22 protein-coding genes are annotated in these 26,593 nt (G+C 59.3%); 8 read left to right on the top strand and 14 right to left on the bottom strand.

The features are described from left to right. Positions 1 to 244: 244 nt before the first annotated feature. On the top strand, positions 245 to 1,810 hold the full coding sequence (locus tag DUT91_RS07365; RefSeq protein ID WP_114439762.1) for a DEAD/DEAH box helicase: 1,566 nt from the start codon (positions 245 to 247) through the stop codon (positions 1,808 to 1,810). A 14-nt stretch (positions 1,811 to 1,824) separates the two neighbouring features. Next, positions 1,825 to 2,268 carry an NUDIX domain-containing protein gene (locus tag DUT91_RS07360; RefSeq protein WP_114439761.1) on the top strand — a complete coding sequence of 148 codons (444 nt, stop codon included), beginning with the start codon at positions 1,825 to 1,827 and terminating at the stop codon, positions 2,266 to 2,268. Positions 2,269 to 2,330: 62 nt separating this feature from the next. On the opposite strand, the gene DUT91_RS07355 is transcribed toward DUT91_RS07360, so the two are convergent. Together DUT91_RS07355 and sufA are read right to left on the bottom strand one after the other, a co-directional pair. Then, entirely contained in the window at positions 2,331 to 2,654 is a 324-nt protein-coding gene (locus tag DUT91_RS07355) for a TfoX/Sxy family protein (RefSeq protein ID WP_114439760.1), read from the bottom strand. A gap of 23 nt (positions 2,655 to 2,677) precedes the next feature. After that, positions 2,678 to 3,058 carry a Fe-S cluster assembly scaffold SufA gene (gene sufA / locus DUT91_RS07350; RefSeq protein WP_114439759.1) on the bottom strand — a complete coding sequence of 127 codons (381 nt, stop codon included), beginning with the start codon at positions 3,056 to 3,058 and terminating at the stop codon, positions 2,678 to 2,680. A 127-nt stretch (positions 3,059 to 3,185) separates the two neighbouring features. On the opposite strand from sufA, the gene DUT91_RS07345 reads away from it, so the two are divergent. Further along, a complete protein-coding gene (locus DUT91_RS07345; protein ID WP_200834920.1) occupies positions 3,186 to 3,755 on the top strand; it encodes a hypothetical protein in 570 nt (189 codons plus the stop codon). A 55-nt stretch (positions 3,756 to 3,810) separates the two neighbouring features. On the opposite strand, the gene DUT91_RS07340 is transcribed toward DUT91_RS07345, so the two are convergent. The 7 genes from DUT91_RS07340 to DUT91_RS07310 form a co-directional block, all read right to left on the bottom strand. Beyond that, positions 3,811 to 4,212 (bottom strand): SUF system Fe-S cluster assembly protein, encoded by a 402-nt coding sequence (locus DUT91_RS07340; protein WP_425373757.1) that lies wholly within the window; start codon positions 4,210 to 4,212, stop codon positions 3,811 to 3,813. After that, positions 4,209 to 5,453 (bottom strand): cysteine desulfurase, encoded by a 1,245-nt coding sequence (locus DUT91_RS07335; protein WP_114440143.1) that lies wholly within the window; start codon positions 5,451 to 5,453, stop codon positions 4,209 to 4,211. Before DUT91_RS07335 ends, DUT91_RS07340 begins: the two co-directional genes overlap by 4 nt. A gap of 54 nt (positions 5,454 to 5,507) precedes the next feature. Beyond that, positions 5,508 to 6,779: a Fe-S cluster assembly protein SufD gene (gene sufD / locus DUT91_RS07330; RefSeq protein ID WP_114439758.1), complete on the bottom strand. Its 1,272-nt coding sequence runs from the start codon at positions 6,777 to 6,779 to the stop codon at positions 5,508 to 5,510. 11 nt (positions 6,780 to 6,790) lie between these two features. Then, positions 6,791 to 7,564: a Fe-S cluster assembly ATPase SufC gene (gene sufC, locus DUT91_RS07325; RefSeq protein ID WP_114439757.1), complete on the bottom strand. Its 774-nt coding sequence runs from the start codon at positions 7,562 to 7,564 to the stop codon at positions 6,791 to 6,793. Positions 7,565 to 7,597: 33 nt separating this feature from the next. Continuing rightward, the gene (locus tag DUT91_RS07320) at positions 7,598 to 7,834 is read right to left on the bottom strand and encodes a hypothetical protein (RefSeq protein WP_114439756.1); all 237 of its coding nucleotides are present in this window, start codon (positions 7,832 to 7,834) and stop codon (positions 7,598 to 7,600) included. Beyond that, on the bottom strand, positions 7,831 to 9,357 hold the full coding sequence (sufB, locus tag DUT91_RS07315; RefSeq protein WP_114439755.1) for a Fe-S cluster assembly protein SufB: 1,527 nt from the start codon (positions 9,355 to 9,357) through the stop codon (positions 7,831 to 7,833). Before sufB ends, DUT91_RS07320 begins: the two co-directional genes overlap by 4 nt. Before the next feature lie 158 nt (positions 9,358 to 9,515). Further along, entirely contained in the window at positions 9,516 to 10,691 is a 1,176-nt protein-coding gene (locus DUT91_RS07310; RefSeq protein ID WP_114440142.1) for a cysteine desulfurase family protein, read from the bottom strand. A gap of 215 nt (positions 10,692 to 10,906) precedes the next feature. Here DUT91_RS07310 and DUT91_RS07305 point away from each other — a divergent pair, with 215 nt between their 5' ends. Continuing rightward, entirely contained in the window at positions 10,907 to 11,581 is a 675-nt protein-coding gene (locus tag DUT91_RS07305) for an alpha/beta hydrolase (protein ID WP_114439754.1), read from the top strand. A gap of 9 nt (positions 11,582 to 11,590) precedes the next feature. Here DUT91_RS07305 and DUT91_RS07300 read toward each other — a convergent pair whose 3' ends face one another. Continuing rightward, entirely contained in the window at positions 11,591 to 12,793 is a 1,203-nt protein-coding gene (locus DUT91_RS07300) for an anhydro-N-acetylmuramic acid kinase (RefSeq protein WP_114439753.1), read from the bottom strand. 112 nt (positions 12,794 to 12,905) lie between these two features. Between DUT91_RS07300 and tyrS the strand changes: the two genes are divergently transcribed. Beyond that, entirely contained in the window at positions 12,906 to 14,159 is a 1,254-nt protein-coding gene (gene tyrS, locus DUT91_RS07295) for a tyrosine--tRNA ligase (RefSeq protein ID WP_114439752.1), read from the top strand. Here the strand turns inward: tyrS and DUT91_RS07290 are convergent, their stop codons facing one another. After that, on the bottom strand, positions 14,160 to 17,588 hold the full coding sequence (locus DUT91_RS07290) for a YhdP family protein (protein ID WP_114439751.1): 3,429 nt from the start codon (positions 17,586 to 17,588) through the stop codon (positions 14,160 to 14,162). A gap of 155 nt (positions 17,589 to 17,743) precedes the next feature. On the opposite strand from DUT91_RS07290, the gene DUT91_RS07285 reads away from it, so the two are divergent. The 3 genes from DUT91_RS07285 to DUT91_RS07275 all read left to right on the top strand — a co-directional run bounded on the left by DUT91_RS07285 (position 17,744) and on the right by DUT91_RS07275 (position 20,484). Beyond that, positions 17,744 to 18,229: a peroxiredoxin gene (locus DUT91_RS07285; protein ID WP_114439750.1), complete on the top strand. Its 486-nt coding sequence runs from the start codon at positions 17,744 to 17,746 to the stop codon at positions 18,227 to 18,229. Next, complete coding sequence (locus tag DUT91_RS07280; protein ID WP_245419619.1) at positions 18,229 to 19,059, top strand: ferritin-like domain-containing protein; 831 nt, start codon at positions 18,229 to 18,231, stop codon at positions 19,057 to 19,059. The genes DUT91_RS07285 and DUT91_RS07280 overlap by 1 nt, the downstream gene beginning before the upstream one ends. A 93-nt stretch (positions 19,060 to 19,152) precedes the next feature. Next, positions 19,153 to 20,484, top strand: coding sequence for a M23 family metallopeptidase (locus DUT91_RS07275; protein WP_114439749.1), 1,332 nt, complete (start codon positions 19,153 to 19,155; stop codon positions 20,482 to 20,484). A gap of 240 nt (positions 20,485 to 20,724) precedes the next feature. Here DUT91_RS07275 and prfB read toward each other — a convergent pair. From prfB to DUT91_RS07260, 3 genes are all read right to left on the bottom strand, one after another. Beyond that, a protein-coding gene (gene prfB, locus DUT91_RS07270; protein WP_114439748.1) for a peptide chain release factor 2 occupies positions 20,725 to 21,853 on the bottom strand; the annotation gives its coding sequence in 2 pieces (ribosomal slippage) (positions 20,725 to 21,783 and positions 21,785 to 21,853; 1,128 coding nt in all). Between the two features lie 208 nt (positions 21,854 to 22,061). Then, positions 22,062 to 24,527, bottom strand: a complete 2,466-nt coding sequence (locus DUT91_RS07265; protein WP_114439747.1) for a penicillin-binding protein 1A — start codon at positions 24,525 to 24,527, stop codon at positions 22,062 to 22,064. Positions 24,528 to 24,793: 266 nt separating this feature from the next. Beyond that, the gene (locus DUT91_RS07260; RefSeq protein ID WP_245419653.1) at positions 24,794 to 25,948 is read right to left on the bottom strand and encodes an N-acetylmuramoyl-L-alanine amidase; all 1,155 of its coding nucleotides are present in this window, start codon (positions 25,946 to 25,948) and stop codon (positions 24,794 to 24,796) included. Between the last annotated feature and the right edge of the window lie 645 nt (positions 25,949 to 26,593).

The following is a 26,593-nucleotide window of genomic DNA, read 5'->3' as shown; positions in this document are numbered from 1 at the left end:
AAGAATGTTTCCAAAGTGGAACTCTCCTTTTACAACTTATTCGTCAAAGGCCGGTATTTTCCGGAATTTCAGCCCATTTCAGTTGACTTTTTCGCGCTTGCGACGTAACGCGTTCCTGCAAGTAAACGCTGAGCGTGTTGATTGGCGCTTTTCTTGTCTTTGCAGCAGCTCTGTCACTGCTTCGACGTTGTCGCCTTGACAGGATTGGCGTGATAAAACTTCCAACGAGAGAGCTACGCCTCCATTGACCACCTTTGCCGATCTCGGCCTTTCTCCGAAAGTGCTCGCTGCTGTCGAAGCCGCGGGCTACACCACGCCGACCCCCATTCAGGCCGGAGCCATTCCTCACGCCCTGGAACGCAAGGACGTTTTGGGCATTGCCCAGACGGGAACCGGCAAGACTGCGTCCTTCGTGCTGCCGATGCTGACGCTTCTTGAAAAGGGACGCGCCCGCGCACGGATGCCGCGCACGCTCATCCTCGAGCCGACGCGCGAGCTCGCGGCACAGGTGGAGGAAAACTTCGTCAAATACGGCAAGAACCATCGCCTCAATGTGGCGCTTCTGATCGGAGGGGTATCCTTCGAGGACCAAGAGCGCAAGCTGGAGCGCGGCGCCGATGTACTGATCGCCACACCCGGCCGCATGCTCGATCATTTCGAGCGCGGCAAGCTGCTTCTGACAGGCGTTGAAATTCTCGTCATCGACGAGGCCGACCGCATGCTCGACATGGGCTTCATTCCCGATATCGAGCGTATCTGCAAGCTGATCCCCTTTACCCGCCAGACGCTTTTCTTCTCGGCAACCATGCCGCCTGAAATCACCAAGCTGACGGAACAGTTCCTGCATTCTCCCGTCCGTATCGAGGTGGAGAAGGCGGCGACGACGGCGAAAACGGTGACGCAGCGCCTTGTCAAATCCGGCAAGAAGGATTGGGAAAAACGCGCCGTGCTGCGCGATCTCATCCGTGCCGAGAGCGAGGGGCTGAAGAACGCCATCATCTTCTGCAACCGCAAGAAGGATGTCTCCGAGCTCTTCCGTTCGCTCGTCAAGCATGATTTCGATGCCGGCGCGCTGCATGGCGACATGGATCAGCATGCACGTACGGCCATGCTTGCCGGCTTCAAGGAAGGCAAGCTGAAGTATCTGGTCGCCTCCGATGTCGCCGCACGCGGTCTCGACATTCCGGATGTGAGCCACGTCTTCAATTTCGACGTTCCGATTCATTCGGAAGATTACGTTCACCGGATCGGCCGTACCGGCCGCGCAGGCCGCCTGGGCAAGGCATTTACCCTCGTCACGCCCGGCGACGTCAAATATCTTGCATCGATCGTCAAGCTGATCGGTAATGAAATCGAATGGCACGACGGCGATCTTTCCACCCTTGCGCCATCGACCGAGACCGAGGAAGCGCCGCGTCGTGGCCGCAACGCGCGCGGTGCCAGCAAGGCTGGCGATCGCAAGGAAAAGAGCAGCAGCGGTCGCCCCCGCGAGACGGCCCGGCGGGCCGAGCCTGCTCCCATACCCCAGTCTGCTCCCCTGCCCCAGGTTGAGGCCCCGAGCATGTCCGAGGATGATGAGGCCCCCGTGCAACGCACCGAGAATGTGCAGCGCTCGGAGAAGCCCCATCGTGAGGCGATCAGGAAAAGCAACGACGAACGCCGCGGAAAGCCTCAGCACGAACGTGCCGCCAGCCCGGACAATCGTCAGGATCATCGCAGACGCGATCACCGTGACCGCGACGACGAACCGGCGCCGCTCGGTTTTGGCGATGATATTCCCGCATTCATGCTGATCGACGCCAAGATCTAAGAGGCGGTTCGCCTATGCAGCGGCCTGGTGTCGGATGTGGCGTCGTCTTCTTGAAAGACGACAGCATTCTGCTGCTTCAGCGCAAGAAATCTCCTGAAGCCGGCGCTTGGGGCATACCGGGCGGTAAGGTCGATTTTCTGGAAACGGTGGAAACAGCCGCCCGCCGCGAGGCGCTGGAGGAAACCGGCCTCGACGCTATTTCCCTTTCCATCATCGGAACGAGCGAACAGCTCTTCCATGACGAAGGGCAGCACTGGTTTGCGCCTATATTCCATGCGGATCAGTTCGCCGGCGAGCCGAAATTGCTTGAGCCCGACAAACATGGGGGCATCGGCTGGTTCCGGCTGACCGAATTACCTGATCGCATAACGCTCCCTACGCGCCATGCCGTGCGATTATTATTCGAGCGTGGTCTTAGAGCGCCGGGCGTCCTGTTGGACGCGCAAAGGACGTCCTAACATCTTAAAATGCTGCATAAATTATCCTTTAAAGAATTATGCAAATAGCTGAAAAGATTGAGCTATTTCCGGCTCCTCACCGCCGCTTGCCAGGCGCGTGAGGCCCATTCGGTCATGATATCAGGATCATCGAGCGCGTCTTCCGGGAGGCTCCAATAGGGCATGGCGACCGGCTTTGACCGGTTCTTCCCGGCATAGGTCCACTGGATGCATCCCGCCTCTTTGAAAAAGGGTGCGCTGATCTCATCGGCTTTCAGGAGGATTTCGTCACGAAACTCGATGGCGATGATAAGGCCATCGAAATAGATACCCTTGCCGCCGAAAAGCCGCTTGATGGCGATCGGTCCCAGCGACGAGAAGAGATCGCGGATATCGTCATTATCCATGGCGATCTCTCAGGGGTACAGGGTCAGGCGGCGCCTTGGGCCTGTTGCAGGGCCTCGGGCGACGCGGGCCGCAATTCGACCGATTCGCCGCAGCCGCAAGCGGATGTCTGGTTGGGATTGTTGAAGACGAAGCCAGTGCGCAGCATCGTCGTCTCGAAATCCATCTGGGTTCCCAGCAGGAACAACGCCGCCTCTGGCGCAACAAACACTTTCGCGCCGTCCTTCTCAACAACGTCGTCGCCTGGCTTTGCCTCGGTAACCAGATCGATCGTGTATTCCATGCCGGCGCAGCCGCCCTTTTTCACGCCAACGCGGATTCCTTCAGCACCCTCGCGATTGCCCACGATTTCGCGCACCCGCATAGCGGCGGCGTCGGAAACGGTGATGACTGCAAAACGGCCCATTTTATGCCTCGTTTGACTCGCGTGAGATGCGATCATCAAAAGATCATCGCCTCGCCTTGAATTATAGGTAGTGTTGTAACACCATTGCCGCAAGAGACCAATATCACCGGCCGTTCGGGAGGAAGAAATGGCGCAACGCATGGATGCCCGCATTCCACGAATTCCAGTCTTGGGAGCCGCCGCCATTCTGTTCACGGCCCTGCAATACCCGGCCTTTGCGCAAATGACGCCCGCGCCCGAGAATAACGCCGCAACTTCGGAAGAAAACCTCGGCCCGCTTGCCGGCTATGTCGATGACCGCAGCTCGCCCGAGGCGCTGATCCGTTCCTATTATAGCGCCATCAACCGCCAGGAATATGCCCGCGCCTACAGCTATTATTCCGAAGAGGGACGCGAACCGGATTTCGAAAAATACGCCAAGGGCTACGAAAATACCAAGTCGGTCAACGTCGCCTTTGGGAAGACAGAGCCCGAAGGCGCCGCCGGTTCGATCTACTGGAGCCTGCCGGTTGCCGTTAAATCCGTTTTGAACGACGGCAAGGAAGAGGTGTTCACCGGCTGCTATACGATCCGGCTGACGAATCCCTCAATGCAGGAAACCCCGCCTTACCAGCCCATGTCGATCATGACGGGATCTCTGACCCCGTCAGAAAAGCCGCTGGAGGAAAGCGTGCCCGATCATTGCGAGACGCCATAAGCAGGCCAATGAACGCTAAGCGGTTTCCGTTCAGCAATCATCCGGCCGCAATCGGTCAATACCAACCGACGGCAACCTGCGCTTCTTCCGACATGCGATCGGGCGTCCATGGCGGATCGAAGGTCATGGCGACCTCGACATGCGACACGCCCTCGACGGTGCTGACGGCATTCTGCACCCAGCCCGGCATTTCGCCGGCGACCGGGCAGCCGGGCGCTGTCAGCGTCATGTCGATCTTGACGGTCCGGTCGTCCTCGATGTCGATCTTGTAGATGAGGCCGAGCTCGTAGATATCGGCCGGGATCTCCGGATCGTACACCGTCTTCAGCGCCGCAACGATGTCGTCGGTCAGCCGCGCCAGTTCTTCCTGCGGAATGGCGGAAGCGGAAAAGATTTGTCCCGCCTTGCTTGCCGCCTCCGGCGCGTCAGTCTCCGTCTTGTTTTCCATGTCAGTCATCCGAAAAACTTCCTGGCTTTTTCCAACGCCTCTGCGAGCGCATCAATTTCGGCCTTTGTATTATACATGGCGAATGATGCGCGGCATGTCGAGGTGACGCCGAACCGTTTGAGAAGCGGCTGCGCGCAATGGGTTCCGGCCCGCACCGCAACTCCTGACCGGTCGATGACCATCGATACGTCATGGGCATGAATGCCCTGCAGTTCGAAGGAGATGATCGCGCCCTTGTCCGGCGCGTTGCCAAAGATGCGCAGCGAATTGATCCTGCTAAGCTGTTCGTGGGCATAATCGCGCAAGCTTTCTTCATGCTCGAAGATAGCTTGCCGCCCCACCCGCTCCATATATTCCAGCGCGCTGCCTAAACCGATCGCCTGGACGATCGGCGGCGTGCCGGCCTCGAAGCGGTGCGGCGGGTGATTGTAGGTGACAGTTTCCTCGGTCACCTCCTCGATCATCTCGCCGCCCCCCTGGAACGGCCGCATCTTTTCCAGCATCTCGGCACGGCCGTAGAGGACGCCGATGCCTGAAGGCCCGTAGACCTTATGGCCGGTGAAGACATACCAGTCGCAGCCCAGATCCTGCACATCGACGGGCAGATGCACCGCGCCCTGGCTGCCATCGACCAGGACAGGAATGCCGCGCGTATGGGCGATCTCGACGATCCGCTTGATCGGCGTCACCGTGCCCAGCATGTTCGACATATGCGTGATGGCGACGAGCTTGGTTCGCTCCGTCAGGCGCTTCTCGAATTCCTCGATGTGGAATACGCCCTCATCATCGATCGGCGCGAAGACCAGCTTAGCGCCTTGCCGCTCGCGGATGAAATGCCACGGCACGATATTGGAATGGTGCTCCATGATCGAGAGGACGATCTCGTCCCCCTCGCCGATATTGGGCATTCCATAGCCATAGGCGACGGTGTTGATCGCCTCGGTGGCCGATTTGGTGAAGACAATTTCATCTACCGAAGCGGCATTAAGGAACCGGCGTACGATTTCACGCGACTTCTCGTAAGCATCGGTGGCAGCATTCGACAGGAAATGCAGGCCCCTGTGAACATTGGCATATTCGTTGGAATAGGCGTTGCTCACCGCATCGATGACAGCCTGCGGTTTTTGCGCCGACGCGCCATTGTCGAGATAGACGAGTGGCTTGCCATGAACTTCCCGCGAAAGAATGGGGAAGTCGCGGCGCACTGCCTCCACGTCAAAAGCCGTCGCAAGGCTCGTTGTCTGGTCCATATTCATTCCTCTCCGCTCAAGCGGATCAGGCGGTCGCGCTGCGGATCGATCCCGTCAAGCGTGCGCCGAAAGCCAATCTTCCAATATGCCTTCCAGCGCCTCGACCAAAGGCTCATTTTCGAGCTCTTCGATGATCTCTGCCACGAATGCCTTCACGAGGAGCCCGCGTGCCGTCTTTTCCGGAATGCCACGCGCCATCAGATAAAACAGATGGTCCTGCGAGATTTCCGTCACCGTCGCGCCATGGCCGCAGGCCACGTCGTCGGCAAAGATCTCCAACTCCGGCTTGGCGTCGAACTCGCCATCGTCGGAGAGAAGCAGCGTGTTGCAAGCCATGCGCGCATCAGTCTTCTGCGCGATCTTGGCAACGCGGATCATGCCTTGGAAGACGCCGCGCGCGCGTCCGGTAACGACATTGCGCACGATCTGGGTCGAACTGGTGTTTTCCACGAGATGGCCGACCGTCATGGTGACATCGGTATGGCTTTCGCCGCCCAGCAGATTGATGCCACGCAGCTGGAAATCCGAGCCCTCGCCCTTGGCCAGAACATGCACTTCCTGACGCACCAGCTTGCCGCCCGTATTGACGATGAAAAGCGTCAGCTTGGCATCCTTGCCGATCGTGGTGTTGAACTGCCCGAGTTGAACCGCTGCGTCGCCCTGCTCGCGCAGGATGATCCAGATGACCTCGGCGCCATCGGCTACCGTCAGATGGCTGATGGAGGAGGAGAAAGCTTCGCCCTCGCCGCCAAACTGGCGCTCGATGATGGTCGCCTTGGCGCCCTTGCCGGCGCGGACAGGAAAGCGGACGTGAGCCTGCCCCGATTTCTGCAGGTTCTGCAGTTCGATCGGAGCTTCAATCTCGGCGCCTTCGGCGATATCGATATACCAGCCACCGGTCACGTAAGTAGCGTTGATCTGGCCGATCAGGTCATCAGTGCCGCGCGTCGCAAGCGCCGGCGCGAATGTGCCGTCCACAAGCTTCTCGCTCAGCTTCTGAAACGTGACGCCATCGGCCTGTCCTGCCGAAATGGCCACGCCGTTCGAGACGGTCGCGATCGTCGAGCCGGGGAGCAACGACATGATCGGCTGCGAGCCCGCTGCCGGATCGAAAGGCGCAACGACACGCAGCAGCGTACGAAAATCCGTGTAATGCCAGCTTTCGACGCGCCGCGACGGCAGCCCCTGGATCTTGAGCGCCTCGAGCGCCGTGTCGCGCGCAATGGCGACATCGGCATTGCCCGGCAAATTACCGACGCGTTCGCTGAACGCATCGATCAATGCCGTTTCCGCTGGCGTTCTTGGCTGTGAGGTGTGGATGTTCATTGGCGCTATCCTCAAGCCGTTTCGACCGTTTCGGCCGCTTCGCCGATGATTTCGGCATAGCCGTTGTCTTCCAACTGTCGTGCCAGGGACTTGTCGCCCGACTTGATGACGCGGCCCTTGTAGAGCACATGCACGCTATCCGGCACGATGTAGTCGAGGAGACGCTGATAGTGCGTGATCACGACGATGGAACGGTCCGGCGATCGAAGTGCGTTCACACCTTCCGAAACGATCTTCAGCGCATCGATATCAAGGCCGGAATCGGTCTCGTCAAGCACGCAGAGCGAAGGTTCCAGCAGTGTCATCTGCAGGATCTCGGCGCGCTTCTTCTCGCCGCCCGAGAAGCCGACATTGAGCGGCCGCTTCAGCATCGCCATGTCCATCGACAGCAGGCTTGACGCTTCCTTCACCCGCCTCAACAGTTCCGGGATCTTCAACTCTTCCTCGCCGCGCGCCTTGCGCTGGGCGTTGATGGCCACCTTGAGGAATTCCATCGTGGCGACACCCGGTATCTCCATCGGATACTGGAACGCGAGGAAGATGCCCTTCGCCGCCCGTTCCGCCGGATCGAGATCGAGGATCGACTCGCCATTATAGAGGATGTCGCCTTCCGTCACCTCGTAGTCTTCGCGACCGGCAAGGATATAGGAAAGCGTGGATTTGCCCGAGCCGTTCGGGCCCATGATCGCGGCGACTTCGCCGTCCTTCACCGTCAGGTTCAGGCCGCGGATGATCTCGGTGCCGTCTTCGGCGATGCGGGCGTGCAGGTTCTTGATTTCTAGCATGTTAATTCCGTTCCAAAGAATGTCCGTTCAAATTCAATGCCAGCGCCAGCGCCATTCGCCATCCGTCCTGGCCTTGGTGAACGGAATAATTGCGATGGTGAGCGCCAAAGTGACCGGCACGGCAAGCCATATCGGTGCTTGCAGAACGATCAGCGCCGCTATCGCGAGCAGAACGACTGCCATGAAAGCGCCGATGAAAGCCCAGCCCCTCCAATTGATCGGGGTGGCGCCATAGCCATACCGTTTCGGTTTGAACCATTTGTCCGTCATCCCACGCTGCCCTCAAGGCTGATGCCGATCAGCTTCTGAGCCTCGACGGCGAATTCCATCGGCAGTTCCTGGATGACTTCCTTGACGAAGCCGTTGACGATGAGCGCGATCGCCTCCTCCTGAGGAATGCCGCGCTGCATGACGTAGAACAGCGCATCCTCGGAGATTTTCGACGTCGTCGCCTCGTGTTCGAACTGCGCGGTGGCGTTCTTCGCCTCGATGTAAGGTACGGTATGCGCACCGCAATCATTGCCGATCAAAAGCGAATCGCACTGGGTGAAGTTGCGCGCATTCGCAGCCTTGCGGTGGGCCGAAACCTGACCGCGATAGGTGTTGTTGGAATTGCCCGCCGAAATACCCTTCGAGATGATGCGGCTCGACGTGTTCTTGCCGAGATGGATCATCTTGGTGCCGGAATCGATCTGCTGGTGCCCGTTCGAAACGGCGATCGAATAGAATTCGCCGCGCGAATTGTCGCCGCGCAGAATGACGGAGGGGTATTTCCAGGTGATCGCTGAGCCGGTCTCGACCTGCGTCCACGAGATCTTCGAGTTCTTGCCACGGCAATCGCCACGCTTGGTGACGAAGTTGTAGATGCCGCCCTTGCCATCCTTGTCGCCCGGATACCAGTTCTGGACGGTCGAGTATTTGATCTCGGCGTCATCGAGCGCGATCAATTCGACGACCGCAGCATGAAGCTGGTTCTCGTCACGCTGCGGCGCGGTGCAGCCTTCGAGATAGGAGACGTATGCCCCCTCCTCGGCGATGATCAGCGTGCGCTCAAACTGTCCGGTATCGCGCTCATTGATGCGGAAATAGGTGGAAAGCTCCATCGGGCAGCGAACGCCCTTCGGCACATAGACGAAGGACCCGTCGGTGAAGACGGCCGAATTGAGCGTGGCGTAGAAATTGTCCGAAGTCGGCACGACCGACGCCAGATATTTGCGCACCAGATCGGGATGCTCGCGGATGGCTTCCGAAATCGAGCAGAAGATGACGCCGGCCTTGGCCAGTTCCTTCTTGAAGGTGGTGACCACGGATATGCTGTCGAACACCGCGTCGACTGCGACACGGCCCGAACTATAGACATTGTCCGACGCTTCGCCATCGTCCGACGGGCTTGGTTCTCCAACCTTGCGCACGCCGGCCAGGATTTCCTGCTCCTTCAGCGGAATGCCAAGCTTCGCATAGGTCTTGAGCAATTCCGGATCGACATCTTCAAGCGAGGTCGGACCCGCCTGATTCTTCGGCGCGGAATAGTAATAGAGATCCTGGAAGTCGATCTTCGGGTAGTGGACACGCGCCCAGGTCGGCTCTTCGAGAGTCAGCCAGCGGCGATACGCTTCCAGGCGCCATTCCAACATCCACTCCGGCTCGTTCTTCTTCGCCGAAATGAAACGGATGATGTCTTCGCTGAGGCCTTTGGGAGCCTTGTCGGTCTCGATAATGGTCTCAAAACCGTACTTATACTGGTCCACATCGATATTGCGGACCTGCTCAATCGTTTCCTGCACTGCAGGCATTGGCGTTCTCCATCCAGGTCGGGGTCAAGGCCCGACAGTTCGAAACGTCAAGACAGCAATTTACTGCCTATATGTAGTGCGCTTTCGCGCTTTTAAAACCGGACGCGCCGGAAATTCAAGCAATCCACACGCCGTTTTGATACGGAATGCCTATTCATTCATGCGGCGTTTGCCGGATTCGCCTTTGTACGGTCACGGCGCTCCACGATTGCGCGTAACACATCGAGGAAACGGTCGACCGTATTCGCGTCTGTCTCCGGCGCAGCCGATACGCGCAAGCCGCCGACATTTTCCGCATATCCCATCGCCGCCAGCACATGGCTTGCGCCGACCTTGCCCGACGAGCAGGCGGAGCCGGCGGAGAGTGCTATGCCGCCGAGATCGAAGGCGATCTGCGCGGTTTCCGCCTTCATCTCACCGAGCGAAAAGAAAAGCGTGTTGGGCAATCTGGGAGCTTCCGCGCCATAAATAATAGCATCGGGAGCGATGCGCCTGATGCCGGCTTCCATCATGTCTCGGATATCCGCCGGCCAACCGCCGGCAGCGAGCCTCTCGCGTGCGACCTTCGCAGCAGCGCCGAAGCCGGCGATCAGCGGCAAGGCCTCCGTCCCGGCACGATGGCCCTTCTCCTGCCCGCCGCCGCGAACCAGCGCCCGCGGCATGACCAGATCGGAATGTGCGACGATAGCGCCTACGCCCTTCGGGCCGCCGATCTTGTGCGACGAAAAGATGAAAAAATCTCCGCAAGAATTTGTAATATCGAGCGGAATGCGCCCTGCAGCCTGCACCGCATCGACCACGAGAAGGCCGCCCGCGTCCTTGACGGTTGCGGCCACGTCGGCGATTGGCTGTATGATGCCGGTTTCATTGTTGGCCGCCTGAACAGCGACGAGCGGCAGGCCTTGCGACTTGTCGTGAGCCGAGAGCACCGCCTTGAGGGCCGTGAGATCCAGAAGGCCATTCGCATGGACCGGCAGCGTGTGCACGCAGTCGGGCGAAAACTGACCGCCTGAGAGAATGCAGGGGTGCTCCGTGGCTCCGACATAAAGCTGCGAAAGCCGCAGGCCAGCGCGTCCCATGGTATAAAACGGCGTCAGAAGCGTCGATGCCGCCTCGGTAGCGCCGGATGTGAAGAACACATGATCGGGACGGGCATTGGCGAGGGCGGCGACTTCCCTGCGCGCGGCCTCGACGAGGGCCCGCGCGGCGCGCCCTTCCTGATGCACCGAGGATGGATTTCCGACGATCGACAGAGCCGCTACAACAGCATCGCGCGCTTCGTCGACGAGCGGCGCGCTTGCATTGTAGTCAAGATAGATGCGGCTGGCGCGCATATCCTGCAGCTCTTTCTTTCGTTTTATCGTCACCACGCCATCAGAAGCGCAATTTTCTTGAAATTTGAACCCGGAACAGCCTATTAAGCCACTCCTGTACTGGGCATCATGTCCAGTTTTGAAATGTTCTAAAGTCGGTTTTATGAGCGATGCGCTGACCCGTCAAGGCCACGCAGACAGAATCTCCCGACCATGCGGCAAAGAGTGGAGTACACATGCCTGAAGTCATTTTCAACGGCCCGGCCGGACGTCTGGAGGGCCGATACCAGCCTTCGAGCGAAAAGAACGCTCCGATCGCGATCATCCTTCACCCGCATCCACAGTTCGGCGGAACGATGAACAACAAGATCGTCTACGATCTTTTCTACATGTTCCAGCAACGCAATTTCACGACGCTGCGCTTCAATTTCCGCGGCATCGGCCGCAGCCAGGGCGAGTTCGATCATGGTTCGGGCGAATTGTCGGATGCGGCGGGCGCGCTCGATTGGGTGCAGTCATTGCATCCGGATTCCAAGACCTGCTGGGTCGCCGGTTATTCCTTCGGCTCATGGATCGGCATGCAGCTCCTGATGCGCCGCCCGGAGATCGAAGGCTTCATTTCGGTCGCACCGCAGCCGAACACATACGATTTCTCCTTCCTCGCGCCCTGCCCGTCTTCCGGCCTCATCATCCATGGCGACCAGGACAAGGTGGCGCCGCCGAAGGATGTTCAAGGCCTGGTGGACAAGCTGAAGACCCAAAAGGGCATCACCATCACGCAGAAGACGCTTCCCGGCGCGAACCATTTCTTCACCGGGATGATCGACGAGGTCATCGGCGAGTGCGCCGATTATCTCGACCGTCGCCTGAATGGCGAACTGGTGGAGGCGAAGCCGAAGCGGCTGCGCTGATATCGAGCATTACCGATCTCGGTCGTCACCTGCGATCGTCTCGGCAATTCTTTGAAATCTCATCATTTCTCCGGGGATCTCGAAGTCGGTCTCAGGATGAACAAGAATGCCCCCGCTGACGGGGGCATCGCAGCCTGTCGTCGTGGGATAGCTGAGCGGCAATCCCTTGAGCGAGCGCACCGCCAGATAGGCCCAGGCTTCCGCCTCCATGGCATCGCCGTCCAGCCCCATGGTTTCGGCGCTCACTACCTCTGCGCCTTGTCCGGCTGCCAGTTCCTTCAGAACTTGCATGATGGCGATATTCTTGCGTCCTCCGCCGCTCACCACAAAGATTTTCGGTCTTTGCGGCAGGTGCGTGGCGGATTTCAAAATGGCGGCGGCGCTGACAAAGGCCAGCGTCCGCGCACCGTCGGCAAGCGATGCCTCATCCCTGTGCGGCGGCAGGAAGTCGCCACGGTCGAGCGACCGGCGGACATTGCCGGTGAAAAAAGAATGCGACAGATATCGCCGGGCCAGCGCCTCATCCACGACACCGTCCGCGGCGATGGCGCCGCCATTGTCGAAAGCCGCCCCCGTATGCGTTTCCACCCATTGGTCGATCAGCATGTTACCGGGGCCGCTGTCGAAGGCGACGAGCGTCCCGTCGGAACCGACATAGGTCAGATTCGAGATACCGCCGATATTAACGAACACCACCGGGGACCCGCATTGGTCATCCAAACCGGCAGCGAGAGCGGCGTGATAGGCGGGGATCAGCGGGGCGCCCTGCCCGCCATGCGCCATGTCGTTGGCGCGCATGTCGTGAACGACCGGAATTCCGGTTTCGGTCGCGAGAAGCCGGCCGTCGCCGATCTGCACCGTCAGCCCCTCGTCTGGACGATGCATCATCGTCTGGCCGTGAAAACCGATGAGGTCAATCGCTTCGCGATGGATGGCGTGCACATGCAGGAAATCATGCAGGGCGATGGCATGATGCAGCGTCAGATCACGCTCGAGGCGAGCCAGAACACCGGGACGCTGATCCCGCGAGCGAATGACGCGGACGTCGGCAAGCCCCTGCTTCAGGCGCGCGCGGAACCCATCCGAATATGCGACGCTCAATGAGGGGCCCCGTTCCACCAGGGAATGTCCGTCGGTCCTGATCAGCGCGATGTCGATTCCGTCCATCGACGTGCCGCTCATCAACCCGATTGCCCGTTTTATATCTGTCACGACGCTGCTTTCTTGTGATTCGCCTCTGAATGATGTTAAAGCGCGCCGTCCATTCAATACAGCTTGCGCGCCAGTCAGACGTGCATTTTCAGACAAGACAGGAAAAGGGACGATGTCCGGCTTTAAATCCGATTTTCTTCGCACGCTTTCCGAGCGCGGTTTCATTCATCAGATATCTGACGAAACCAGCCTCGACACGCTGTTCCAGAAGGAGATCGTGACCGGCTATATCGGCTTCGATCCCACGGCCCCGAGCCTGCATGTGGGCAGCCTTATCCAGATCATGATGCTCCACTGGATGCAACAAACCGGGCATCGCCCCATCGCCCTTATGGGCGGCGGCACCGGCATGGTCGGCGACCCGTCCTTCAAGGATGAGGCGCGCAAGCTGATGACGGAAGAAACCATTCATAGCAATATCGCCAGCATCAAGCGCTGCTTCAGCCAGTACCTGACCTTCGGAGATGGACCGCAGGATGCCCTCATGGTCAACAATGCCGACTGGCTGCTCGGTCTCAAATATCTCGAATTCCTGCGCGACGTCGGCCAGCATTTCTCCGTCAACCGCATGTTGTCGTTCGACAGCGTGAAGCTTCGGCTCGACCGCGAACAGTCGCTCTCGTTTCTCGAGTTCAACTACATGGTCCTCCAGGCCTATGATTTCGTGGAGTTGCACAAGCGCCATGGCGTGATGCTCCAGATGGGCGGATCGGATCAATGGGGCAACATCATCAACGGCATAGATCTCGGCCATCGCATGCTCAATGCCCAGTTCTACGCGCTGACCTCGCCGCTGCTGACCACCTCATCCGGCGCCAAGATGGGTAAATCGGCCACGGGCGCGGTCTGGCTCAACGCCGACATGCTCAGCCCCTATGATTTCTGGCAGTACTGGCGCAATACCGAGGATGCGGATGTCGAGCGCTTTTTGAAACTCTACACGACATTGCCGCTGGATGAAATCGCGCGGCTGGCGGCCTTGGGCGGCTCCGAGATCAATGAGACGAAGAAGATTCTCGCCACCGAAGTGACGACGCTCCTGCATGGCCGCCAGACCGCCGAAGAAGCTGCCGAGACGGCGCGCAAGACCTTCGAGGAAGGCGCGCTAGCCGAAAATCTTCCCACTGTGGAGGTCCCGCGTGACGCGCTACAGGCCGGCATGGGCGTGCAGGCGCTGCTCGTCCAGGCGGGGTTGGCAGCCTCGAACGGCGAAGCCCGCCGCCACATCCAGGGCGGTGCGGTGCGCATCAATGACGAGGCGGTGAAGGATGAACGCGCGGTGGTAGGCGCGGATCAACTGACCGCAGAAGGCGTGATCAAGCTGTCGCTCGGCCGCAAGAAGCATATTCTGGTGCGGCCGGTCTGATCACTGCTGAAACTCGAAGATCGAGCGAAAGATGCCCGGCGCCATGACGGAGATCGGGTTGACGATGATTTGCGGCTGTTTGGCGGAACCTGTGAGTTTATAGGTGATGCCGATCAGGCCGCGGTCACGGCCGTTTCCGAGGAGGACACCGAGAATGGGTAGTTCGCCGAAGAGCCGGTTCAGCCCATAGGCGGGCATGAATGTGCCGGTGATGGACATGTTCCCGCTCGGATCGTAGAGCGTGCCCTGGAACGTCGTTCCGATGAGCGGGCCGCGAACGACGCCGCGCTGAAGGGAAACATAACCCTTGCCCTTTTCGATCTGGGCATAGCCGCGGTCGAACTGGACGCGCGAGACGTCGATATCCTTGCGAACCGCCTGATTGAGACTGGTGCCGCCGCTCGACGGCGGGCTCGATACGATTTTCGACAAGCGCGGTTCGTCGACGATGGCAAAGTCCCTGGCCGCGACCTGACCGCGCAACGGGCCATCGCCCTGCGCTGTCAGACTGACGCTGATCGTCCCGCCCGACATCTTGTCGTAATAATCGAAAAAGCGCAGCACTGCTCCGGCGTCAGCGGACTGGAGCGAAACGGACTTCGCGCCGCTCTGGGCGCTGCTCGTTGCGGTAAAGGCTTTGTCGGAAGTGGTCTTTGCATTCATCGACAGACTGGAAACGGTCGAGCCGACACCTTCATAGGATACCGAAACGCCCTGAAGCGTCTCCGCGTTGAAACCGGTCACATGACCGAGTTCGGCATTGACCACAAGACGCATCTTGCCGGCGCCGTCCCCTCCCGTGGTGCTCCCAGTCGAGGTAACCTGCCTGAGAAGCGCCCGGCCGTCGAAGGACGCCCCATTGACATCCGCACGATAGCCGCCGCTGATCCTGCTGATTTTCACCGCCATATCATCGGTGCGATTGAAGCGGACCTGACTGAGGTTGGCTGTACGCAGGTCACCCTTTGAAAGCGAGAGGTCGCCCTGCAGACGGAAGGCGTCGCCCGAAATGTCGAGATCCCTGACCTCGACATCCTGTTCGCCCAGGCTGTTTCCTACAAGTGTCAGCGCGGCTTTTGCCGGGACGCCCGCGCCCTTTTTCCAGCCCATCCAGGGGACGTTGATTTCCGCCTTGCTCAGATCGGCGGTAACTGCACGCTTGCCATCCACGGGCATCGCCATGTTCACATATATCGTCCCCGAAAAAATCGAGTTGAGCGCAGGAAACACCTTCGCCCGTACCTTGTCATCGATTTCAAGCCTGACCATCTGCTGCCGCCTGGCAGTGGAATGGCCGATCGGCTCCGTCAGATCGACTGTCGCGGGAATACCGTTCAGCTTGGTGTCCGCCTTGATCTGCGCGAGCCCTGGCGTGATATGCAACGTGCCCTTTGCGTCCGTAATGGTCTGGTTATCCACGGGCTTGGCGATATCGAGATTCGAAAAGTCGATAGCGGCATTCCATTTAAGACTGCCCTCCGGCGCATCACGCGTCACCGGAAAAGTCACGAAAATGCGCGACGAGACATCGCCGGTCACTTCCTCCGGCGTGAACGGCGCATGTTTCAGCGCGTCGATCGGCTTATAATTGATGATCTCGGCAATGGCTGCCGCATCACCCTTCACAGTGATGTCCAGATCAGCGAGCACCGGCCGTTGCGGCCCCCATGGAATGACCAGAGTACCTTTGGAAACATCCGCCTGCCGGTTGCTGGATGTATAGGCCGTGCCTTTTTCGAGCGTCACCGTGGTATGCGCCCCGCGAACGCTGACTGCACCAGTGGCATCGCGCACCGGCGGAAGGTCGCCGACCACGTCGAAACGCGTGTCCGACACGTGGAAATCGGCCTTTATCTCGTCCGGCTCGAGGGGAGCCGGCTTCTCCGGGCCATTGAACCGCCCGGCAGGAAGCGCGATATCGATCTGGCTGTTCGTCAGCCTTCCGCCGTAGAGATGGGTGAGCACCCACAGGCGCGCGCCATCCGCCACGTCGATCGGCCAGAGCTGCTTGGCATGTGCAACCGGCATTTCGGGGATGCGCAACAGGAAGATCATCTCCGGCGATCCGTTACCGAAGGTCATGCTGCCCTGGCCATAGAGCTCGCCGCCTGTGGTCTTGATGTTCAGCTCGTTGAAATCGAGCTGATTTTCGTCGGCGAGGTAGCGGCCGGCGATGCGGGCGCCGAAAGGCAGCGGCGGTTCCGTCGATTCGCTCGGCGCCGATGTCGCCGAACTGGTGACGATCTCGAAACGGTATGCAGGCTCTCCCGACACATCGGCTGGCTGCGGACCAATCGCACCGTTGAACTTCGCCTCCACGCCACCGAGCGACAAGGTCGAAGGCTGAAGTTCGATCTTGTCACGTCCTGCCATCAGCCCAAAGTTCAGGATCGCGCCAGCAGGGACACCCGAGTTGCGGCCGAGATCCATCGTACCATCAGCGATACTCAAACGGGCGGTGAGTTGCGCCGGATCGCCATTGGCGGTGGCTTTACCGTCGAGTTGCAGATCGGCGTCGCCACGAAACCGGAAATGCGCGGGATTGGGCCGTCCTCCAGCGGTCTGCTCCGTTACCTCGGGTGGCGGATCGATATTCAGCGGAATGCCATTGACGCTTATGCTGAATGTCGTGATGTCGGCGTTGTCGCCGCGTTGCGCCTCTCCGCTGAGCGCGATTGTCTTGCCTTCCCAGTTAAAAATCCCGCTCAGAGCGATTTTGCCGTTCTTTTCCGTCAGGTCGGCCCTTTCGACCTCCACGGCTTTCTCCTCATCCATCATCTTGAAGCTGATGGTTGTATTCAGCACGATGATCGAACGCGTCGAGCGCTGGTCAAGCCGCGTTACCCCCTGTGCGATGGCTTCGAACAGCAATTGCGAAACCGCGCCGAAATCGATCAATCCGCGCTGGTCGCGCGGCAACGAGGCAAGAATCCCGACTTCTGACTCAGGCAGCTTGATATCCGCGCCGTCGATTTCCACCTGCGCGACGCGGATCTCGCCCGCCAGAAGCGCCATGGGCGCCAGACCGAGACGGACCGAGCGAATTCCATGAACCGAAAAGCCGCTTTCACGATTCGTGATGGAGACATTTTCAGCCTGGAGCGCGATATGGCGATCCTGATCGAGGGACACGCGCGCGCCGGAAAGAGAAGCCTCCGCTTTCGCACCGACGACGGACTGAAGCGCGGTTTGAGCTTCCCGCGTCAGCGTCTCGCCGGTGATACCGCCGCGCAGCAGCGCAAATCCCGCCCCTGCCACAATGCCAAGCAGAATCAGGACGGAAAGCAAACCACGGCAGGCTAGCCAGACAAGCGAGCGCTTGCGCGGACCGTGAACAGGAGGCGTCGCCTGTCCGCAAGCCGAGGGATAAAGGTGCAATTCTTTTATATCGCGCTTTCTGAAGCGGATTTTTTCGGGGTTCGCAGTCAAATTCCCATGCCGATAGAGAGAACCTCGCCGGGATACGATGGACGATTCCCGTGATAATCATATATTGCCGGTTCGGAAGATAGACCCTGCCGGCGCCCCGCCGCCGAAGAAATCATCGAACCCGCTACGCACCTCCATAAAAGAAAGGCATTGATATGGCTATTTCAGATATTGGTCCCGATATTGGCGACACCGCGCCTGATTTTTCCCTCCCGCGCGACGGCGGCGGAACGCTCTCGCTCTTAGCCCTCAGGGGCAAGCCCGTCGTCCTTTTTTTCTATCCCAAGGATGACACCAGCGGCTGCACGCAGGAGGCCATAGAGTTTTCCGGGTTGAAGGGGGATTTCGACAAGATGGGCGTCACCCTCGTCGGAATGTCGCCCGACAGCGTCAAGAAACACGACAAGTTCAAGGCGAAGCATGAGTTGAGCGTCGATCTCGCCGCGGACGAGGAAAAGACCGTTCTCCAGACTTACGGGGTATGGGTGCAAAAGAGCATGTATGGACGCAAATATATGGGCGTTGAACGCACGACTTTCCTGATTGGCCCCGATGGCAGGATCGTCCATGTCTGGCGCAAGGTAAAAGTCCCCGGACATGCTGCCGAGGTGCTCCAGACGGTAAAATCGCTGTGGCATTGATGGCTACCGAAGCCGCAATGCTGGAGGCCAGCCTGCGCGGCGGCGCCATACGGGCGATCCTGGCGCACGATCTCGACCTGAAAGTCCGCCTGACGCGCGAAACGGCCGCTCGCTGGTTCGCGCGCACGCTTTCGGTGCGCAACCCGCTCGATCCGCCGATCCCGGAAAGGCCTGGCCGGCCGGAAAAGCCGGAGCTTGTCCCGCCGCGCATGCTCAAAAAACGGTCGCTCAATACACAAGCCGGTCGCGTCGCGCTGATGCATGCGCTGGCGCATATCGAGCTCAACGCCATTGATCTTGCGCTTGATATCGTCGCCCGTTTTGCGGCGCAGCCCGTGCCGCGCAGCTTCTTCGACGGCTGGATGAGGGTGGCGGATGATGAGGCGCGCCATTTCACGCTCTTGCGCAACCGCCTGCGCGAGCTTGACGCCGATTACGGCGATCTGCCGGCCCATGACGGATTGTGGCAGGCGGCCCACCAGACGAGGAACAATCTCGAAGCCCGGCTTGCGGTGGTGCCACTTATCCTCGAGGCGCGGGGCCTCGACGTCACGCCATCACTCATCGAAAAGATGCGCGAAGCCGGCGATATCGATACAGCCGCCATTCTCGATATCATCTACAATGACGAGAAACGCCATGTTGCCGTCGGCGCGAAATGGTTCCGCTTCTTCTGCGCGCGCAACAGGATCGATCCGGTGGCGCGTTTCCAGGAGCTCGTGCGCGTCAATTTTCGCGGAGACCTGAAACCTCCCTTCAACGACCTGGCCCGTGCGGAAGCCGGTCTCACGCCGTCTTTCTATCGCGCGCTCTCCTCCCTTTCGACCTGATATCTCGTGTATTCAGGGGGCACCGCGCCTTGGCCGCAATGCTTTATTAACCCTAACAGAGTGTAATGATCGCACAAATTCATTTATTAAAGTATGGCTAGCCCCGTGACCGACGAAAGCCTCCCCATCTTCGGAAAGCGAAAAGAGCCGCACACGATCATTATAGCGCGCGGCGACGCTATCAGCCATTTCACGATTCGTCCCTGGGTCTTCGCCCTGGGCGGCTCTTTCTGTGCCGCTATCGCGATCGGATATTTGCTCGCGACATCTTATCTGGTCATTCGTGACGATCTGATTGGCGCAGGGATCGCGCGCCAGGCACGCACGCAGCAGCTCTATGAGGACCGGATTTCAACGCTGCGGGCGCAGGTGGACAGGATCACCAGCCGCCAATTGCTCGACCAGCAGGTGATGGAAGGCAAGGTCTCCGAATTGATCGAGCGGCAGAAGACGCTGAGCCAGCGGAGCGGCCGTCTGGCCCCTCTCCTGAAACGCGCCAGCGACGTTGCTCTCCCGGAAGCGCGCCAGGCTCTGGAGCAGCATACGCAATTCCTGCCTAGCGATGACCTGGCTGACGCGATGTTCATGGGGGTCGACCCGATCATCACCGGGCCTAGTGGTCCAACGCCGACGGCGTTGGAAAAGGCCCAGATCGACAAAGCCGGAACAGACGAGCTACGCCCTTCCGAAGGGCTGTCCGGCCAGTCGGCGGGCGAGAAAGCCGAAGAGATTTTCCAGACAATCAACCGCTCGTTGAGGCAGATCGAAACGGAACAGATCTACAAGGTGCGCAATCTGACGGAAAGCGCCTTTGAAACCGCCGACAACATTGCCGAGACGCTCAATGCGGCCGGGCTGAAGGTCGAAGGTCAGGATGAGCAGTCCGGGATGGGCGGCCCTCTCCTCTCATCCGATTCACCGACGGAAAGCATCGAGAGTTTCGATATGCAGCTCCAGGACCTCGATACGGCACTGGAACGGCTCGACCGGCTCAAGAAAACGGTTCGCACTCTTCCGCTCGCCAATCCGGTGCCTGGAATGCCGGTTACCAGCCTGTTCGGCGTGAGACGCGATCCCTTGATCGGAACTCCGGCCTTTCATGCCGGCATCGACTTTCGCGCCCGCACGGGCCAAAGCGTAACGGCGAGCGCCAGCGGAACCGTCATCAGGGCCGGACGCAATGGCGGCTATGGCAACATGGTGGAAATCGATCACGGAAACGGCTTCACCAGCCGCTACGCCCATCTGGACCGGATTCTGGTCAGCGAGAACCAGAAAGTCTCGCTCGGTACGGCCATTGGCGAAGCCGGCAGCACCGGGCGCTCTACTGGGCCGCATCTGCATTATGAAATTCGCCAGCACGGAACGGCTATCAATCCGGCCAATTTCCTGAAGACAGGCCGCCAGATCGAAAAGCTGCTATAGGCCATCGACTGATTGCTTCCATCGAACGGTTGGAAACAGGCTTGGATTCAATTATTCGCAGCCAATGCTGCGGATCAAATCACGATCTCATCCGCCGCCGGCTCAAGTGTCAGTCCGCATGGGAATGTCCGCGACGGCTTTATATGGCTCCTAGCTCTGCGTATGCCTGCGTGCCAAGACGATTGGACGGATGCGCGCCCCAGCCAAAAAAGCCCGGTATTTTGCCGGGCTTTAGTTCAATCAGGCAATGTCCTCGACCTGCACGTCGCTGCCATGGACGCGATGCGCAAGCGCTGCTTCCATGAACGGATCAAGCGAACCGTCGAGTACATCTTGCGGGCTGGTGCTTTCCACACCCGTGCGCAGGTCCTTTACCAACTGATAGGGCTGCAGCACATAGGAGCGAATCTGATGGCCCCAGCCGATATCCGTCTTGGAGGCGGCAATGGCGTCGGCGGCTTCCTCGCGCTTCTTCAGTTCGTTCTCGTAGAGACGTGCCCGTAGCATCGACCATGCCGTGGCGCGGTTCTTATGCTGCGACCGCTCGGCCTGGCACTGCACCACGATGCCGGTTGCGATATGCGTGATACGCACCGCCGAATCGGTCGTGTTGACGTGCTGGCCGCCGGCGCCTGAAGCGCGGTAGGTATCGATGCGCACGTCCGACTCCGTTACCGCCACTTCGATGTTGTCGTCGATGACGGGATAGACCCAGATACTCGCAAAGGACGTATGCCGCCGCGCGTTCGAATCATAGGGCGAAATGCGCACGAGCCGGTGCACGCCGGATTCGGTCTTCAGCATGCCGTAGGCATTGTGCCCCTTGACGAGGATGGTTGCCGACTTAATGCCCGCCTCTTCGCCGTCATGCACTTCGAGCACTTCAACCTTCATGCGGCTGCGGTCGGCCCAGCGCGTATACATGCGCAGGAGCATCGAGGCCCAGTCCTGGCTTTCGGTGCCACCGGCGCCGGCATGCACTTCGAGATAGGCGTCGTTGGCGTCGGCTTCACCCGACAGCAGGGTATCGATCTGGCGCTTGTCGATGTCGCGCTTCAACGCGCGGATGGTTTCCTCGGCTTCGGCGATGATGGACTTGTCACCCTCCTCTTCACCGAGGGCGATGAGTTCGATGCTTTCATCGAGAGACTGCGTGAGACGGCGGATTTCCGCGATGCTGTCCTCCAGCATCTGACGCTCGCGCATCAGTTTCTGGGCCTCCTGCGCATCATTCCACAGATTGGGATCTTCGGCTTGCTGGTTGAGATATTCCAACCTTTTCAGTGACTGATCCCAGTCAAAGATGCCTCCTCAGCAGGCCTATGCCCTGCTTGATGTCATCGACAAGCGTCTCGATTTCGGCTCGCATTCGCTATCCGTTCCTTCAGGTCAAACTTGCGAATTAGGGCGTCGTGCGTCCAATCAGACGCGCAAAGAACGCTCCAAGTCCCTGTAATGATGCATAATTTACACCCAAAACGATTCCCGCCTTGAGGAATTATGCCAATTGCGGCGGAACATAGTGACAGGTCCGCTGCCTGTAAAGACTGCAGTTTACAGCTTTCGGCCTGGAGTAATCAGTAAAGCCCGCCTGAACCCGACGTGATCGCGCGGGTGGCCTGCGGCGACTGCGGCCGCACCGGCGCGCCTTCGCGGAAACTGTCCATGCCGATGACGGAATAGGAATCGGCAGGGCCCGTGCCTGGCTTGAACGCTTCCATGATGACATCCGCTCCACCCGGATTGGCGCGCATTCCGCTACGACGATTGATCGCGATCAACGTCATGCCATCGGGCACACGGAAGTCCACCTTTGGCTTTCCGACCAGCGCCTGTTCCATGAAGTCCTTGAACACCGGGGCTGCAAGGCCACCGCCGGTATTGCCGTGGCCGAGAGGCGTCGGCGTATCGTATCCCATGAAGACGCCGACCACGAGATCGGGCGTAAAGCCGACGAACCAGGCGTCCTTTTCGTCGTTGGTGGTCCCGGTCTTGCCGGCAATAGGACGATCCAGGCTTTTCAGGATCTGCGCGGTGCCACGCTGTATCACGCCCTCCATCATCGATGTGATCTGATAGGCGGTCATCGGATCGAGAACCTGGTCGCGGTCGTCGATCAGGTCCGGTTCCGGCTGGTTGACCCACGCCGTTGCCGTGCAGCTGTCGCATTTGCGTTCGTCATGCTTGAACACGGTCTTGCCGTAACGGTCCTGGATACGGTCGATCATGGAGGGAACGATGCTGCGCCCGCCATTGGCGATGATCGAATAGGCCGTAACCATGCGCAGGACGGTCGTTTCGCCCGAACCGAGCGACATGGCGAGGACCGGCAGCATCTTGTCGTAGACGCCGAACCGTTCGGCATATTCCGCGACCAGCTTCATGCCCATATCCTTGGCCAGCCGCACGGTCATCAGATTGCGCGACTGCTCGATACCGTAGCGCAGCGTCGATGGGCCGGCGAACTTTCCGGAATAGTTCTTCGGTGCCCAGATACCGAGCGAACCGCCCTGGTCCACCTCGATGGGGCCATCCAATACGACCGATGCCGGCGTATAGCCATTGTCGAGCGCTGCGGCGTAAACAAACGGCTTGAACGAGGAGCCGGGCTGGCGGAATGCCTGCGTTGCGCGGTTGAACTCCGATTCTGAATAGGAGAAACCGCCGATCAGCGCCAGGACACGTCCCGTATGCGGATCCATGGCGACGGCCGCGCCCTCGATCTTCGGCGGCTGGCGCAGCCTATAGGCACTGTCGCTTCCCTCTTTCTTCTCGACATACACGACATCGCCGACCTTCAGCACACCCTCCGGTGATTTAACCGTCGTGCGATGGTCGTCCTTGTCGAGGAGCCGCATGGCCCATTTCATATCGGCAGCCGCGATAAAACCTTCCTTGCGCTCCTTGCCGCGTTCACCCGAGACGTCACGCGGCGGTTGCAGGCCGATGTCGGCGCCTTCACTGGAGACATCAAGCACGACCGCCAACTGCCATTCCGGCACGTCCGCGAAAGCTTCGATCTCGCCCAGCGGAATGCCCCAGTCGCTGCCCAGCTCGATATGCTTGAACGGACCGCGGTAGCCTCTGTTCTCGTCATATTTGATGAGACCCCTGTGCAACGCGCTGCGCGCCATGACCTGGAGCTTTGGATCCAGTGTCGTGCGTACCGACAGACCGCCCTCGTAGAGCGCGTTCACGCCGTATTTCGCGATGATCTGGCGACGGACCTCCTCGGTGAAATATTCGGACGCGAAAAGGTTGTTGCCGGTGGCGCGAGGCGTGACACCGAGCGGTTCCGCCTTGGCCGCTGTCCCATCTTCCTCGGTCACATAGCCATTATCAACCATGCGATCGATGACCCAGTTGCGGCGCTCGATAGCGCGCTCCGGCTGGCGGAAGGGGTGATAATTCGCCGGCCCCTTCGGCAGGGCAGCGAGGTAGGCGGCTTCCGCAATGCTAAGTTCGGTGACCGATTTGTCGAAATAGGTGAGCGCGGCGCCGGCCACGCCATAGGCGCCAAGGCCGAAGAATATCTCGTTGAGATACAATTCCAGGATTCTGTCCTTGGAATAAGCCTGCTCGATGCGCAGCGCCAGGATGGCTTCCTTGATCTTGCGGTCATAGGTCTGGTTCGATGAAAGCAGAAAGTTCTTGGCGACCTGCTGGGTAATCGTCGAAGCGCCAACCGGGCGGCGGCCGGAGCCGATATTCCTCAGATTGGTGACCACCGCACGCGCCAGACCACTGACGTCGACGCCGGGATGTTCGTAGAAATTCTTGTCTTCAGCCGAAATGAACGCCGCCTTGACACGATCGGGAATGACCTGGATCGGAAGGTAGAGACGCTTCTCCCGGGCAAATTCGGCCATCAGGCTGCCATCGGAAGCGTGAATGCGGGTCGTCACCGGCGGCTCGTACTGCGCGAGCACTTCGTAATTCGGCAGTTCCTTGATCATATTGCCGACATAGAGCGCTGTACCGCCCGCGACCAAAAGGAACAGCACTGCGCCGATTCCGAAGAAATATCCGATAAGCCGTATCATATGTGTTCGGATTCCTGCCTTCAGATTACTCGTGTGTCAAATCATGTGCCGGAGGACGCCGTCGCGGCAGGCAAATCAGGAGCGCTTTTACGCAACAATGCCATATGCCGCCGTGCATATCGCCTTCCCCGCATCTCAAGGCTACTGACCACCAAATGCGACAAAGGCAAGGTCACAACGCCTCAATTCTGAAGTTAAGCACGATATATGGGGATTCGCCATGCGAAATACATGAATGTGTTGCATGGGAACCTCACCTCTTCGTGCTATCCCTTTGTAAATGCCCGACCAGCCTTGAATGCAGAGAAGTTCTTGATCGCCTCCGCAAGCCTGCCGGCGACACGCGTGCGCCATGCCGGATCGGTCATCAGCTTTTCGTCCTCGACATTCGAGAGATAGCCAATCTCCACCAGGACGGACGGTACATCAGGCGCCCGCAGGACCTGGAAACCGGCAAAGCGATGCGGATTGTTGATGAGATTGATCTCGCCCTCGAGCGCGTGGACGACCTTGCCGGCGAAATTGAGCGAAAAAGCATGGGTTTCGCGGCGCGTCAGGTCAAGCAGGATGTCCGCGACCTCAGGCGGCTCCTCATGCGCAACGCCGGCAATGGCATCTGACTTGTTCTCGCGCTCCGCCAGGGCTCGAGCCACGCTGTCCGACGCCTTGTCGGAAATGGTGTAGACGGTCGCACCGCGGATATTGCGCAAATTGATCGTATCGGCGTGAATCGAAATGAAGAGATCAGCCTCGTGCTGCCGCGCCAGGCGCACCCGTTCACCCAGCCGCAAGAATTCATCGCCTTCGCGGGTCATCAGCACCCGCATACCGGGATTACCCGAGAGAAGGTCGCGCAACTCCCGCGCGAATGCGAGCGTCACATCTTTCTCCTTGACCCCACGGCTGCTTTCCGCCCCTGAATCGATGCCACCATGGCCCGGATCGATCATGACCGTAAACATATGCGGCAACACGGGGTCTTCGCTCTTGCCGATACGGTCGCCCTTCAATGCAGCCTGCGTCGATCCTGTCGTGGCGTTCTGCGCATCGATCGCCGCGGCGAATTCACGATCGGACGTCGCAACCAGGTCGGCCACAAGGCGGTAGCCCGGCGCGTTTTCGTTTTTCATGACGCGCAGCCCCTCTACCTTGAAGGGCCCACGCAATGCCAGAATCATCCGCGATTTGTCCTCCCCGATCAGGCCGTAACGCACATTGGTGACGAGCCCGCGCGGTTCGAGCGACTGCTTGTCGAAACCGAAATGGGCCTTGGGGAAGTCGATCACCAGTCGATGCGGATGCTCCAGGAGGAGCGTCGAGAGTTCCGGCTCGTGGTCGAACATGATGACGACGCGCGTACGCAATTCATCGCCCGCCATCCGGAACGTCAGCGCCGACAGCGCTTCGCCTGCCTGCGCCATCGGCGTCAGAACAAGCAAAAACAGCCAAAACCCCGCCAGCAAACGCCAACTTCGGCTAAAAATCGGTTTCTCCATTATCTTGGAAAATGTCGACATATCCCTGATGCCCGAAATTCTTTCATCCCTACGCAATGGTAAACGAGACGTAACGCCTTAGAGCTAACGGAGCGTTAACGAAGCCCTTTTGCTCTCTCCATCCTGGAGGGCATTCCCCGCCTCTGCAACATTCGGTCTTGTCATTGACCATATCAGGACATAAAAGCAAAGTCGGGTTACAAATATGCCGTCGGAATCAATTCCAGCAACGCTCGAAAGATCGGGATCAGTTGCAATGGATTTGCGAGGGAACGGCAGGATGGTCTGAACACCGTTCGGTAACCGGCACAGAATTTGGCGGAAGGTGAATCATCTTTCATCTCCGCTCAGTAAAAAGGTGAAGCGCCGATCAGACGCCTTCATCTGCTCCATGCGAGCATAAAGGTCGGCCCGGCGTTTCCGGGCATATATGAGGTCGTTTCGTTCGGAACAGTTATGGGTCATGCAGATTTGACCAGTACCAGCCTAAATACCGCGATCGCCGACAGGCAGTTGCGCGTGAAGGCTGACCTGACTGTCCCGGCGAACCTTGAATTATCCGGCAAGCGC

This window comes from Paramesorhizobium salinisoli, from assembly GCF_003335045.1.
GTDB classification, from domain to species: Bacteria; Pseudomonadota; Alphaproteobacteria; order Rhizobiales; family Rhizobiaceae; genus Paramesorhizobium; species Paramesorhizobium salinisoli.
The sequence above is the reverse complement of the archived record's forward strand: the minus strand, read 5'-3'. Positions and strand labels throughout refer to the sequence as shown.

Coding starts and splice junctions, on each gene's coding strand:
- DUT91_RS07360 (WP_114439761.1), top strand. CDS start 1,825: ATGCAGCGGCCTGGTGTCGGATGTGGCGTCGTCTTCTTGAAAGACGAC.
- DUT91_RS07355 (WP_114439760.1), bottom strand. CDS start 2,654: ATGGATAATGACGATATCCGCGATCTCTTCTCGTCGCTGGGACCGATC.
- sufA (WP_114439759.1), bottom strand. CDS start 3,058: ATGGGCCGTTTTGCAGTCATCACCGTTTCCGACGCCGCCGCTATGCGG.
- DUT91_RS07345 (WP_200834920.1), top strand. CDS start 3,186: ATGGCGCAACGCATGGATGCCCGCATTCCACGAATTCCAGTCTTGGGA.
- DUT91_RS07340 (WP_425373757.1), bottom strand. CDS start 4,212: ATGACTGACATGGAAAACAAGACGGAGACTGACGCGCCGGAGGCGGCA.
- DUT91_RS07335 (WP_114440143.1), bottom strand. CDS start 5,453: ATGGACCAGACAACGAGCCTTGCGACGGCTTTTGACGTGGAGGCAGTG.
- sufD (WP_114439758.1), bottom strand. CDS start 6,779: ATGAACATCCACACCTCACAGCCAAGAACGCCAGCGGAAACGGCATTG.
- sufC (WP_114439757.1), bottom strand. CDS start 7,564: ATGCTAGAAATCAAGAACCTGCACGCCCGCATCGCCGAAGACGGCACC.
- DUT91_RS07320 (WP_114439756.1), bottom strand. CDS start 7,834: ATGACGGACAAATGGTTCAAACCGAAACGGTATGGCTATGGCGCCACC.
- sufB (WP_114439755.1), bottom strand. CDS start 9,357: ATGCCTGCAGTGCAGGAAACGATTGAGCAGGTCCGCAATATCGATGTG.
- DUT91_RS07310 (WP_114440142.1), bottom strand. CDS start 10,691: ATGCGCGCCAGCCGCATCTATCTTGACTACAATGCAAGCGCGCCGCTC.
- DUT91_RS07305 (WP_114439754.1), top strand. CDS start 10,907: ATGCCTGAAGTCATTTTCAACGGCCCGGCCGGACGTCTGGAGGGCCGA.
- tyrS (WP_114439752.1), top strand. CDS start 12,906: ATGTCCGGCTTTAAATCCGATTTTCTTCGCACGCTTTCCGAGCGCGGT.
- DUT91_RS07285 (WP_114439750.1), top strand. CDS start 17,744: ATGGCTATTTCAGATATTGGTCCCGATATTGGCGACACCGCGCCTGAT.
- DUT91_RS07280 (WP_245419619.1), top strand. CDS start 18,229: ATGGCTACCGAAGCCGCAATGCTGGAGGCCAGCCTGCGCGGCGGCGCC.
- DUT91_RS07275 (WP_114439749.1), top strand. CDS start 19,153: ATGGCTAGCCCCGTGACCGACGAAAGCCTCCCCATCTTCGGAAAGCGA.
- DUT91_RS07265 (WP_114439747.1), bottom strand. CDS start 24,527: ATGATACGGCTTATCGGATATTTCTTCGGAATCGGCGCAGTGCTGTTC.
- DUT91_RS07260 (WP_245419653.1), bottom strand. CDS start 25,948: ATGGCGCAGGCAGGCGAAGCGCTGTCGGCGCTGACGTTCCGGATGGCG.